This window comes from Aquimarina longa SW024, assembly GCF_001401755.1.
Classification (GTDB): domain Bacteria; phylum Bacteroidota; class Bacteroidia; order Flavobacteriales; family Flavobacteriaceae; genus Aquimarina; species Aquimarina longa.
Genome location: NZ_AVQK01000018.1, coordinates 1 through 12,965 on the forward strand (window position 1 = coordinate 1; position 12,965 = coordinate 12,965).

At 32.6% G+C, this 12,965-nt stretch carries 14 protein-coding genes; 1 reads left to right on the forward strand and 13 read right to left on the reverse strand.

Features of this window, described 5'->3' with window-relative positions; translation table 11 throughout:
• Positions 1-166 precede the first annotated feature (166 nt).
• The 4 genes from N456_RS03690 to xerA form a co-directional block, all read right to left on the reverse strand.
• Positions 167-394, reverse strand: coding sequence for a hypothetical protein (locus N456_RS03690; RefSeq protein WP_062054040.1), 228 nt, complete (start codon positions 392-394; stop codon positions 167-169).
• Positions 391-621, reverse strand: coding sequence for a hypothetical protein (locus N456_RS03695; RefSeq protein WP_205410247.1), 231 nt, complete (start codon positions 619-621; stop codon positions 391-393). The genes N456_RS03690 and N456_RS03695 overlap by 4 nt, the downstream gene beginning before the upstream one ends.
• 217 nt (positions 622-838) lie before the next feature.
• The gene (locus tag N456_RS03700; protein WP_162838816.1) at positions 839-1,633 is read right to left on the reverse strand and encodes a cation efflux transmembrane domain-containing protein; all 795 of its coding nucleotides are present in this window, start codon (positions 1,631-1,633) and stop codon (positions 839-841) included.
• A gap of 73 nt (positions 1,634-1,706) precedes the next feature.
• Complete coding sequence (gene xerA / locus N456_RS03705; RefSeq protein WP_062054426.1) at positions 1,707-2,780, reverse strand: site-specific tyrosine recombinase/integron integrase; 1,074 nt, start codon at positions 2,778-2,780, stop codon at positions 1,707-1,709.
• Between the two features lie 146 nt (positions 2,781-2,926).
• Here xerA and N456_RS03710 point away from each other — a divergent pair, with 146 nt between their 5' ends.
• Positions 2,927-3,295, forward strand: a complete 369-nt coding sequence (locus N456_RS03710) for a hypothetical protein (protein WP_062054045.1) — start codon at positions 2,927-2,929, stop codon at positions 3,293-3,295.
• Here N456_RS03710 and tnpC read toward each other — a convergent pair.
• The 9 genes from tnpC to N456_RS03755 all read right to left on the reverse strand — a co-directional run bounded on the left by tnpC (position 3,292) and on the right by N456_RS03755 (position 12,954).
• Positions 3,292-4,266 carry an IS66 family transposase gene (gene tnpC, locus N456_RS03715; RefSeq protein ID WP_062054047.1) on the reverse strand — a complete coding sequence of 325 codons (975 nt, stop codon included), beginning with the start codon at positions 4,264-4,266 and terminating at the stop codon, positions 3,292-3,294. The two genes, N456_RS03710 and tnpC, sit on opposite strands and share 4 nt — an antisense overlap.
• Positions 4,267-4,274: 8 nt before the next feature.
• The gene (locus N456_RS03720) at positions 4,275-4,616 is read right to left on the reverse strand and encodes an IS66 family transposase (protein ID WP_062054049.1); all 342 of its coding nucleotides are present in this window, start codon (positions 4,614-4,616) and stop codon (positions 4,275-4,277) included.
• Between the two features lie 112 nt (positions 4,617-4,728).
• Positions 4,729-5,019 carry a hypothetical protein gene (locus tag N456_RS03725; RefSeq protein WP_062054051.1) on the reverse strand — a complete coding sequence of 97 codons (291 nt, stop codon included), beginning with the start codon at positions 5,017-5,019 and terminating at the stop codon, positions 4,729-4,731.
• Positions 5,020-5,277: 258 nt separating this feature from the next.
• Entirely contained in the window at positions 5,278-5,982 is a 705-nt protein-coding gene (locus N456_RS03730; protein WP_062054053.1) for a LuxR C-terminal-related transcriptional regulator, read from the reverse strand.
• Between the two features lie 18 nt (positions 5,983-6,000).
• Positions 6,001-6,654 carry a helix-turn-helix transcriptional regulator gene (locus N456_RS03735; protein WP_082422417.1) on the reverse strand — a complete coding sequence of 218 codons (654 nt, stop codon included), beginning with the start codon at positions 6,652-6,654 and terminating at the stop codon, positions 6,001-6,003.
• A gap of 369 nt (positions 6,655-7,023) precedes the next feature.
• Positions 7,024-8,361, reverse strand: a complete 1,338-nt coding sequence (locus N456_RS03740) for an ATP-binding protein (RefSeq protein ID WP_062054057.1) — start codon at positions 8,359-8,361, stop codon at positions 7,024-7,026.
• A gap of 30 nt (positions 8,362-8,391) precedes the next feature.
• A complete protein-coding gene (locus N456_RS03745; protein ID WP_062054059.1) occupies positions 8,392-9,498 on the reverse strand; it encodes a polymorphic toxin type 23 domain-containing protein in 1,107 nt (368 codons plus the stop codon).
• Positions 9,499-9,789: 291 nt separating this feature from the next.
• On the reverse strand, positions 9,790-11,148 hold the full coding sequence (locus N456_RS03750) for a hypothetical protein (protein ID WP_062054061.1): 1,359 nt from the start codon (positions 11,146-11,148) through the stop codon (positions 9,790-9,792).
• A 27-nt stretch (positions 11,149-11,175) separates the two neighbouring features.
• On the reverse strand, positions 11,176-12,954 hold the full coding sequence (locus tag N456_RS03755; protein WP_062054064.1) for a contractile injection system tape measure protein: 1,779 nt from the start codon (positions 12,952-12,954) through the stop codon (positions 11,176-11,178).
• Positions 12,955-12,965 lie beyond the last annotated feature (11 nt).

Consider the following 12,965-nt stretch of genomic DNA (forward strand, 5'->3'; position numbering starts at 1 on the left):
TTTAATATAACAAACGTTGCTGACCTAAAGGGCAGCTATGTTTTGTTATATAGTGTTGTCATTAGTTTTATTCATTTATAATTTCGATTATTTCAGCTTCTCCAATTTTTCTTGGACCTTCATGAATCCACCAGATCCTTCCTTCAATTGTAAGTTCCTCAATATTTTAATGCTTTAAAAACCTAACTATCACGTTTTCTGTTTCTCCAGGGTAGATAAGTTCTTTATCAAATTCAATTTGTCCGATATATGTCGTTGGAAATTCATCCGAGTTTGGTAAATACTCCATTACGTGATTAGGACGATAATTAGTTGCAATTCCGGTATTTCTTCCTCCATTTTCAGGCGAGTATAGAGTCAGTTTAGCTTTAACACTGATTACATCTGAGTTCATTTCGTTTCGCAAGAGTTTTTAAAATTCCACCATTCCATAATTTCAGTTGCGATTTTTTCCGAATCGTCTAAGTCAATAGATAATTCGTAAGTCACAGTCAATTCACTATCTAAAACACGAGAGACTTTTTCAAAGTCTGCTCCTTTATATAAATGACTTAAAATTTGATGATTTAAAGAGTCAAATTCATCTTTTGGAGAACTGGGAATCAATTCCCACGAGTTCAAGAGTTTTCTTAACTCGAGAAAATCTTCTTGAAATTCCTTTTTAATTTGATCTTTATTCATCCTCAATTAATGACAACGTGTTTGTATATGGTTTGTTGCGTGTTTAAGCACTAAAGTTAGCAAATAAATCACAGATAGAAAGTCCGCGAGGACTTTCGTAAGCAAGCTAGAACTAGCAATAAATTATATACGGTGTTGTAAGTAGTGCTTTTTTCATTCACTTACTTAATTTCAAAATCCTAAACGCTCCTTGAATTACCAAAACAAAAACGATTGTTCCAATAATCAAATCAGGTTTATTTGAACTCAAATAATGCACTAAAATTCCTGCAATTATTACTCCTAAATTTATAATCACGTCATTAGAGGTGAAAATCATACTCGCTTTCATATGTGCTTCTTCTTTACTTTTTGACTTTTGCAAAATGTAAAGACAAATTCCGTTTGCGATAAGTGCAAAAATCGAAACGATAATCATTGTCGAAAAATCGGGTAATTTCTCGTCTCCGAAAAATCTTCTTAAAACTTCCACAAATCCGATAACCGCAAGTGTAATTTGAAAATATCCAGCAAGTTTGGCAATCCGCTTTTTCTTAATCAACGTTCCGCCAACCGCAAACAAGCTAATTCCGTAAACGAAACTGTCCGCAAGCATATCCAAACTGTCGGCAACAAGTCCCATTGATTTTGAGATTATTCCCGTTGTCATTTCGATAATGAAAAAGGCAAAATTGATTGCAAGTACAGACCAAAGTAGCTTTTTTTGGTTTGCGTTTTCTTTAAATTCCGTTTGGTCGGTCTGTTCGGTCGAGATTTTTTTTCCACCTAAATTCAGTTGGATAACGGACTTTTCGATTTGGTCGGTTTCTCCGCTGTGAAAAACGGTCAGTTTTCGATTTGGAATGTCAAAGTCCAAATTCGCAATACTTGAAATTCCGTCCAATTTCATTCGGATTAGATTTTCCTCGGAAGGACAGTCCATTTTGGTAATTTCAAATATCGTTTTATTCACTCGGTTTCTGGGTTTTTCAGCATTACTTACAACAATGTTGTAATAGCAATTGCTATTACATTCCATGTATTTATTACAAATCTAGAGGATTTTTAATTGATTTAAAATTATTTACAGCCACTTGAGTATATATTTCTGTTGTTTTTGTACTACTATGCCCTAAAAGAGTTTGAATATATCTTAAATCTGTGCCATTTTCTAATAGATGAGTAGCGAAACTATGCCTTAGCATATGCGGAGTTACTCTTTTGTTTATCTTTGATTTTTCTGATGCTTTAACTACGATTTCTTTTACACTACTCCCACTATATTTATTTCCTTTTAACCCCTCAAACAAATACTTTTTTGGTTTCCATTCTTTATAGTATATCCTTAGTTCTTTTAGTACGGTTTCTGATAACAAGGAATATCTATCTTTATTATTTTTTGCATTTTTGATATGGATCAACATCCTTTTACTATCTATATCTTCAACTTTTAAATCTAGTAGTTCACTTCTACGTAATCCAGCAGAATATAACAGACTTACTATACAACGATGTTTTATATTATTAGTATTAGCTATTATTGCAAGGATTTCTTCTTTAGAAAGTACTTGTGGGAGTTTCTGTTCTTTTCTAGGCCGTTCTATACTATAAAATCTATTGGGCATTCCCATGACAACCTCATAGTAGAATTTGATACTATTAATGGTTTGATTGATATAGCTATTGGATTTTTTTTCTTGGATGAGCACTTGTAGATATTTTCTTATTTCTTGTTCGGATAACGCTATGATATCTTTCTGGGGATAATAATTGATGAACCTTTCGAACAATGAGATGTATATTTTACAAGTGTTTAAGGCATATCGTTTGAGTTCTAATTTCATCAAATATTCTTCTGGTATATATTTATAGGAAGCCGTTTTAGCTCTGTTACGATACCAATTGATATCTACAGGCTGATTCTCACGTATGATCTTTTCTTTAAAGAAAGAATTCCCATTAACCCAAGCCACTCCTCTAAATTTGTCAAAAACCATATCGACATTTTCTTTAGTATTTATGATGTATACCATAGAGAACTTCTTACTCCATCTAGGATTGGGGAGCTCTTTGATCAACGCTTGGATTACTTTATCGGGTGAAAATTGTATCCCAATCATCTTTTGATTATGAATCAACAAATGTTTCAATGTGATATGTTTAGTGAGGTTCATGATACAAAAATGCAGTATTTAAAAATCATAGTGGTATTTTAGCCGAATAACATTCGAATAGGATTCGACTACTATTCGATTAACTAGAGATAATGAATATATGTCCACAATGTAAAGCTGAAATTATAGGTAGGTCTGATAAAAAATATTGTTCCATACACTGTAAATCTGCCCATCAATATCAAAAACGTAAATCCGAGGAAGCTTTATATTACACTATTGACAAAAAGCTAAAAATCAATCGTAAACTCTTAAAAGCGTACAACAAATCTGGATTATCCACCGTGCGTAAAGAAAAATTGGTATCAGAAGGTTTTGATCCCAATTACTTCACGCATTATTGGAAGAATAAAAAGGGGCAGATCTATCTGTTTTGTTATGAATATGGATTTCTGGATCTTAAGGAAAACCAGAAAGAAAAGTATCTTTTGGTAAGATGGCAGGATTATATGAACAGTTAAGCATTTTGATTTTGTGATACTTCCCAATTATTGGGTAACAACTCATATAATCGATTTGCCTTATACTCCTGTATTTTCTCCAGTACATCTTTAAGCCAATTATAAGCATTTACGTTATTGATTTTACAGCTAGCAAAGAAAGAGTATAAAATAGCTGCTTTCTGTGCTGCTTTGTGAGATCCAGAGAATAAATAATTCTTTCTCCCCAGGGCTAACGGTCTAATCGTGTTTTCGACTAAGTTGTTATCAATTTCAAAACGACCATCGGTAATATATCTTTTCAGTTTACCCCATAATTTTAGTGTATATCCAATTGCTTTTCCGATGGCGCTTTTAGGAAGTACCATAAGAACCTGCTCTTTTAACCAATTCTCTAATGTACTTAAGACGGGAACTGCATATAATTTTCGATAGCGTTTTCTTTGCTCAAAGCAACTTTCCCGCTCTCTGATTTTTCGTTCCATAGCATACAACCTTTGAATTTGTTCTAATACATAAGTGGCTCTGGAGGCATCATTATCCAGTGCTTTTTCAAAATATCGCCTTGCATGCGCCATACATGCTAGTAAAGTCATATCTCCTTTAGTGTTTAGGTTTATATACCCAGAATATCCATCAGTTTGAATCCCTCCGTTATACTCTTGTAATAATTCTTCAGGTATCTTTCTAGATCTGCTAGGAGCATATTTAAATAGAACCAACCTTTCTATCGGAGCATGGTATACCCAATGATAACCCATATGAAGTTTTCCTTTTTTAGCAGTATCCTGAACTCCTATTGGTGACTCATCCACCTGAAGGTAGCTACTTTGTAAAAGTTGTTTTTGTAAGGTATCATATAATGGCTCTAATAGTTTAGTCGTTGCATTAAACCAACTACAAAGTGTTCCTCTACTAATATCAAAGTTTTGACTTTTGAATATTTGTTGCTGTCTGTAAAAAGGTAGGTGATGTACAAATTTACTGACCATAATATGCGCTAATAACCCAGCTCCTGCATTTCCTTTTGGAATAGGAATGGAAGGTCACTGCGAACTGGTTGTTGTTTCTCTTTTACCTTTTCCTCTCGTTTATAACTTATTTCAATAGATTTAGTATTAGAAACTTCCACCTGCTCCACAAATAAATCTAGCAGTCCAATATCAGAAGAAATAAATCGCTCACTTTTACTGCCAAAAATCATACGCTTGAGTTCTGATACTTGCTGTTGCAAGTACTGATAATCAAATTGCAATTCCTGATGTTCTTTTACAAGAATGTCAGAAGCTTCTTGTAGCACAAATTGCTGATTAGTAAAGGGATTTATAGGTGTTATTTCCACAATATAAAGATACTGAAAACCTCTAAAAACTAATATTTTTACTCCAGATTGATTTTTGTTATCCTCTAAATTCTTGCTTGTTTTTCTAGATTATTCCTATATTTTTTGATAATCAACATGATTTTATATTTCTCCCTATTGATTGGTATACACACGTTCCTACAATTTGTTTAGCAAGTTGAATTTTACGGAACATTTTGTAAGTAAGATTCATAAGACCTATAGTCGTTACTGCAACTTTAGAAAAGGCAGGAATATCACTAAGTGGAATCTTTTTAAATGCCGATGCTGGATTTGATTCCAAAGATTTTAGGTATTCGTGTGCTAAAAAAGAGATTAATGGTAATATTTGTTTTAACAAACCAAATGGTAATACAGATAGAGATGAATATTTCGACTCCAAACTCTATAAAAAAGATATGCCGTGGAGCGAACCAACACATGGATTGACAGTTATAAATCATTGTTAAACAGGTTCGATACAACTGTAGAAAGCTGGTCAGGGCTCAACTATTTATTGTTCATTGTAATAGCTCTTAAAAAATTTAAGAAGAAACAAAAGAAAAAAGTTTAAACAACTTCAATAAATGACGATTCAGTTAATCCATTTTTGTAAAATTAATTTCCTAAAATCTTTTAAATGACTACAAAACCAATAAAATCATAAATTTAAAAAATATCCTATTTGAACTATTTGAGTCAACGATTTTACTTCTAGCTTCTTATAAATATTTTTTTTGTGTTGTTCTATAGTTCTTATGGACCTTATCAAGTTATTAGCTATTTCTTTTACCGTCCATCCTTTTACCAATTTTAAGAAAATTTCTTTTTCCCTTTTGGTAAGTTTTAAGTACTTATCTATATATTTTTTGGTTTCATATTTAACATTTAGAGTGTTACATATTTTTTTGGTAAATACAGGTAACTGATCTGTAGTATTAGTTATACAAATAAATGTCTGTTGATCAAGATCTAATCTTACACTGGTCACTACCAATGTATACCCTTCCTTATCTTCTTTTTTCAGTCTAAGTCGATAAAAATAAGTTAATATTTTCATCTCATCTTGTTTTATGGCAAAATCCAAAAGCTCTTGCCTTACTCTTTCTAAATCTTCGGGATGCGTTACATATTCCTGAAACATAGGGCCAGATGCTTTAATTTCTTCTAGTGTAAGATCAAACTCTTTACAGCTTTCTTCATCCAAAAAAACAACAGAATAATCTTGTATTGTATGAATATGGTAAAAACCAGGATATTTTGGGTTTGAATACCCTATTCTCCTTCCTAACAATTCTGGTAATCTGGAAGTATTCGGTATAAACTCTACCATATCTTTGCTAACAGTAGTATATTCTAATTCCATAGGCTAATAAGTTATAATCTAATGAATAAGATCAAAAGCCGAAGCGTATCGGTGTAATTGGTTAAATGTATTTATCTCTAATTTTTTATATATTTTCTTTTTATAAGTTTTAACGGTTTGTTCGGTTAGTGTTAGCTTTTCTGCAATTTCCCTATTAGAGAAATCCTGAACCCATAGCTTTATAAGGTTTTTTTCTTTTTGTGTTAATGTCCCAAAATTTACAAATCCCATTTTTATAAAATTGGTTTCGTTATTAATTTGATTCACTTGTTTTTCATTCACTAGGTGTTCTCCCAAATCAATACTGAAACTTACCAACCCTCCCAATTCTTCTATTAATAAGCTCGTTGTATACATTAATCTATATTGATTTTCTTTAAGTTCAACACGTTGTAAAAAACTAACAGTACTAAATTCGTCAATATGTTTCAGATAATATTTACAAGAGTTTATTGCAGCTTGCAAATCATCGGGGTGTACTATTTTGGTGAGACTTCCTTTAAGGTCATTAGGTGTACTCTTCTCCGCAATCCCTATTTTTTTTCTAGCTACAGGGTCTAAATACAATATTTCAAAATTAGATGCATCATTGATATGCAGCATACAAGGTATTTTTTTTGCAAAGCTATCCAAGTCATGCTTGGACTGTAAAAGTTGGGTTATTAAATCCATGGTTTTAAGACATTAGTTCTCTTTGTTCAATTGTTTATTCAACACACTATAACATTATTGATGTTTACTGATTAAAAAGATATAATTGTAAGACTTCTACTAATTAAATTCTATAATACAGCTACAGAACTTTTGAATTTCTATACTGCAAAATGGGTATATTATAAGTAAATATAAATAATAAACTTAAAAATAAAAAAAGCAACTATAAACTTATTGTTAAAATAACTGTTCTTCTATTCTTGTACTATTCAATATCTTTAGTTAATCCCAAACCCATTACATCAAAGCAATCTCGCAGAACGCTCAACAGAAATATAATCTTTGAATTTCTAATAAATCTCTAAGAATTAGACTCCATTGTATAGATTAAAATCTTTGTTCAAATATTCTATTTTCTTTTTGATATTCTTTACGTAATGATGCAAGCAAATTATCCCGTGAAATATTGCACTCCCTATTACTTAAAGCATAAATAAAACTACTTTGCACAATATTACTAATCTGTGCTGCAGACAGGTCATAATTGCGTGCCAATTCGTTTATATCTATTGAATTATCTAATGGTAAATCATCTGGTATACACATGCTCCATAGTTTAAAACGTTCTTGGTGTTTTGGAGTTGCGAAATGTACCATAGATTGAAAACGGCGCAAAAATGCCTTGTCAAGATTCTGTTTTAGATTAGTCACCAAAATCACCAAACCATCATAGGTTTCTATTCGTTGTAACAAATAGGCAACTTCCTGATTGGCATAACGATCGTTTGAAGAGGCATTCTCTGTGCGTTTACTGAAAAGGGCATCTGCTTCATCAAAGAAAAGAATCCAATTCTTATCTTCAGCTTTTTTGAAAATATTAGATAGATTTTTCTCTGTCTCTCCAATATATTTGGACACTAACAAGGAAAGATCAATCAAAAACACCGGACGTCCTGTACTTTTACCTAACAGACTGGCTGTTAATGTTTTTCCGGTACCTGGTGGGCCATAAAATAATGCTTTGTATCCTAATGCAGATCTCCTTGCTAGTTTTGGGTGTTTTTTGAGTTCTTCACCATAGTGTAACCAATTTTGGATGTCCTGTAATTGTTTTTGGGTATCAGGAGCCAAAATTAAATCTTTCCACTCTAGATTTGTATGCACCTGCCTTGCCGGAAAATGAATAGAAAGCTTAGGAGGTATCACTTTTCCATAAGTTAATTGTTGTATAAAATCGGGATGTGGTATTAGTTTACCGCTTAACATCGGTTGTGTATCGGGTACTGTTTCCAAATACAAGATATTTTGTTTATAAAATTTATGTTCTTGCAGAAAAAAACGGGAGATTATTTTTCTTCTTTCTACATCACGTCCGGTAAGTAAAAACATAGCCGTTTCGCCTGTTGGGATCACTCCTCTGTGATTACCATCAGTTACCCCTCCAAATTCGGTACATATACGGTCAAAATCCGGGTTTTTGGCAAAAAAAAGATCCAATACCTGTGGGTAGAAGTATGGAGCGATAGCCAGTAACAATATAATCCGTTCTTCAAAGGTAAAGTCATCATTCTCCATAAGGGTGTTTAACGGATTATTTGGATCATAAGGCGCTTCAATACGATATAACTCATCTATAGCATAGGGCTCACTAGTGTCTATATGTTGCACATGTAACTGCGCTGCTTTTTTGATGATCTTATCTAGGTAAGTGAATTGGTGGTTCATTCAATTTTTTTTGCATTATGACTTTAAACTCTAATCTTTAAATTCCTCCCAGTGTGTAAATTTAGATTTTATCCTAGTCTCTTTGGGGTTTAAAGAATTAGTATCAAGTAGTTTTACATTGAAAAGAGGCTTTGCATGACCACTCATCATTTGAAACATTCTCTGTTTTTCTATTATCTTATGTGCTATAATATTTTGAAAAATATGACGTATCCATTCAAAGTCAACTCCCATACTATATCCCATGTGATTTATGGATAGTTCTGAAAATCTATACTTTGGTCCTATTTCGTCTACAAAACCATGTTTATAAAACTCCCCAAACTTTCCTCTTCCTTCTCCTTCTCCAAATTCATTAAGCCCAAGCTCTCCTCCAGGTAAAATATTTTGTTCTCTATAATAACTTGTTTTATCTCTTTTTCCTGTTAATAGTCTCATCATTAATAACCAATCTCTAAATCCTACACCTATAGCGGCACTTTTATGGCTATCATTACCATCTGCTAACCTCAGCCATTGAAATGGTGTTCCATCATTTTCATAAGACAGTCTTAAATCCGCATTATTAAAAGAAAACTTCCCAGTGGTTTGATCGAATTCTGACATTTTTCCTAATCCATGCCATTTATTTGTACTTAAACTTATACTTCCATAACCATAATCATATTCTGCCATTGCAGAATTTCTAATTTGTATTCCACTCTTACCTGTTTTATAATAATCTGAAAAATATGTCGTAGATATCTGATGTGAAATATGGAAATTCCCGATAACTAACGATGTAAAGCTTAGTTTTAAACCAAATTTAACCCCATCCGTACCAAAGGATATATAAAATCCAAAAGTTGGAGGATCTGGGCAATTTGGACAAAGATTATTATTACTATTTTTGCCAGCTTTTTGAGTAGCAGAAAAATTACTGGAATTATATTTTGTTAAAGCAGCATTTTCTAATTCATACACTCGTTTAAGTGACTCTTCTGTGAATTTAATTATGCTATCATCAGATATTAATTTGCTAAGATTAAAATCATCTGTCTTTTTACTATTATTCTGTACAATTTGTTTTATATTTTTTCCTGTTGAAAAATGCAGCCTATTATTGGCTAATTCAGTTTTTTTATCGTATGTGTTCATAATAATTCTGTATTAAGTGAAAATTTAATTTTTCAGAGTTTATTACTATAGAGTCGCTTCAACAAGATTAATCCTATAGTTGCGATTTTCTGTATTTATTTTTTTGAAATGTCATATAGAAAAGTTGCCATATTTTAAAGCTTAAAAAATCTGATTTTCTAACCTAGTAAGTATAGAGTATTGAAGGGAGCTGATTTCATTGAGTTTATTAACTAATTGATATCATTTAAGTACAAGAAACATGCTTTTATCAGGATCTGTACCTGGATTAAACCTAATACCTAGTTAATTTTAATCTTTACTAGCCATATTTATCAATTGTTTTAATTTAAGGTAACTACCTGTCATTGCTCCTGTAGCAGGTTTTACAGCTTTTTTAGGGAAACTTGACATCAAAGCAGCTTTTGATGCTTGAACTCCTTGATTAATTTTTACTACCCCTACAGCTAAAGTACCATAATCATACACATTTTTCCCAATTGATTCCGATCCAGTTGCAACTTTTGAAAGCTCTCGTAATCCTTGCCTGATATAAGGGTCATTTGTTTTGTCTCCATCTTCATAATCATTGGTTAGTTTTCGATAAATCACCCCTACTTTAGTTATCATATTATCACCTGTCACGAAAAAAGCTATCGTGGTAGCTGGTATCAAACTCGCACTAGCTCCTAAAGTAGCTGGAGTCCCCACAACTTCCGTCACTAAGGCTTCTCCACTTAAAAAAAATAAGTAAGTATTGGTTGCTAATTCCAATACATCAACAACACCTTCTACAATTCCTGTATATCCTCTTTTTGTTGATTTTGGTTTTTGAGTTGGCCTTTTGGCTATTTCAAAGATGTCAGAAAACCTAAATCCGGTTTTTTTGATCGTCCAAATATTCTCTTTAAAACCATTGGCATTCTCTTTCGTTATCCTGGACAGGTATTCTATTACAAGAAGCCCTCCCTCACTCTCTTCAGTATATTTTAAGTCTGCTACATTTTTTTTCCCAATAAATGCGAAATGCCCCAATTGAAAATACTCTGGATTGCGTTTAATATGAGGGGCACCATTAAGCTTCCCTTCTCTTATTAAATATTTGGTTACATCTCTTTTCACCCAATTCTTTCCTTCAAATGGGATCGATCTATTTTTTGAATGTAAAATTAAAGATAGAACTTGTAGTGTAATGTAATAATTGTTTTTTTTCAAAGCCGCGTCAAGTAAGTTGCCAAAAAACTGAGATCTCACTTTTAAAGTTGAATCCGCAGGGGAGGTGTCAATATTTTTGATTTCTGTTTCAAATGTAAAATTCAAAGCATATTTTCCTAACAACTTAACATCAACCTTATTTTTTGATTTTGTTTTCAGAATCATTACTGGAGCTCCTCTTTGTATCAAAACACTTTCCCTTCCTGAAGTATTTTCCACAGGAATATAACCTGCTGTTGGCGAAAAATCATGAGTGTAAGGATACATTTGACCTTTTAAGGGTACAACTATTGATCTATTTATTGAGTAAATTTCTCCTTCTTTTAATCTATTTTTTCTCTTTTTATAATTTAAATTCTTTTGATCAAAATTTGATATCAATTCTTCAATATTCTTACTATTAAAAATTTGTTTTTTATCATCAATTAACTCAGACTTTTTATCGTATTCCTTCATAAGCAATTAGTTTTTTAGTTTATCTAATCAAGCTGCCTCCCAATCCACAATCAACATATTCTCTATCCAGGGGTGGTGGATATAGGTGATAGACCAGCTTAGTTTTTGTAACAGGATATCAAAAGGCCCTTTTTCTATGATCAAGGTCCAGGGAGATTCATCTTTGCGTATTGCCTTTGCTTTACGCTGCAAAAAATCGTGACGTAAACTTTCCCAGGTACAGCCATCCATGGGTTTCCAGTGTTGGTGTATTGCTTCTAGCAACTCATCCAATTGGGTGGCTAACACATCGTAGATAGGTTTTGTATCTATCTTTGGTAAAGGTTCTTCTTCAGGCCATCCTGCCAATAATTTGGCAACAAACATTGATGATTCTTCAGGGGCTTTATCTCCTGTTGCCAAATAATGAATGACATACACTGCTTGTAACCGATATTTATCTGTTTCCCAGCGTTCTTCTTTATCCAACCAATCCAATTGTTTAAACAAAGAAGGAAGAAATACATGTAACAACACAATACCTGCATTAGAGGTATAAATCTCTTCTGGAAACTTGTTTTCTTGCTCTGATTCTACATGTCTGGCTATTTCTTTCCATATTTCTTCTTTGGTTACTAACTCATTTTTTATTGCTTCCGAATTGTCCGGAGTTTTAAACTCTTCCTTCGTATCTACAGTTAGGTTTTGAATCTTTTTGGACGAAACATCCATAAAATTGGAAAATAGCTTTTTGGGCAATTCATTGTCTTTCCAGTATTGCAATAATTCGTTTTGTAAGGTTCCTGACAAAAGTTGTATTGGTTTTACCTCTTTCTGCTCAATAACCTGTAAAGGGTTTTTATAGATTAACGGGTTTAGTGATTGTAGCTGTAAACAGCTATCAGTTAAAAATCGTCGAATCTCCTGGTGTTGCGTTGTACCTATTGCCGGGTCTGTTATCCACTCAGTCATTTTTTTTATTACTATAGTCGCCCAATCCCATTTTGTATTATGATGATTTACCCAATTTTTAAAGATGTTTGGTGCTATCCACATAATCCATCGTTGACGTGCATTAGTATCAATAATTAGAAGTTGAGAGATTTCCTGCCATTGTTCTTTTCTCCATTCTGTAGTATCAATATTCTCGTTTGATATACTATACCAAGGAGTCACACCTTTCTTAAGATAATATATTATTCCCTGCATCATCCTATCTACACCAGTATATAGCCCCTCTAATTGTACTTTTGTTTGTAGTATATTAGCTTCATCCCATTCTTTATTTTCAGAAATTTCCTGAAAATAATTATTGCCTGGTTCTTTGCTTTTTCCCAAAAGTAAACTCTCTAAATTCTCTTTCAATTGTTTATCTTCTTTCTGAAAATTTGCTACTCGATTTTCATTATTTTGAGGGTCACCAATACTATTTTGTTCATTCTCTTGCTCAGTTCCTGAATTGAAATCTTGTATTGTACTATTGTGATTTTTATACTCTTTCATCTCTGATGTCAAAGATGCTATATCTAAATTCGGATTTTCTTTTAAAATCTCTGATCCTTCTTTTCTAAGTTCACCTATAATACCATGAACACAGATATCAAACCAACCGGTCAGATCCTGGGCATAGACATCAATTTCTACTTTGTCATATACGACCACCTTTGATTGATCAGATAGTTTTTCTAATGCAAACCCTAATAGGCTGATTAACTCATCTTTAATACGTTCTATAAGTGTAATGAGGGTAGCTCCATCCAATGTCATTTTAGCGGCATAAAAATCAACCTGTAGTTTACCAATCAGTATTTCATCATTTCCTTTCATTTCTTTTATAT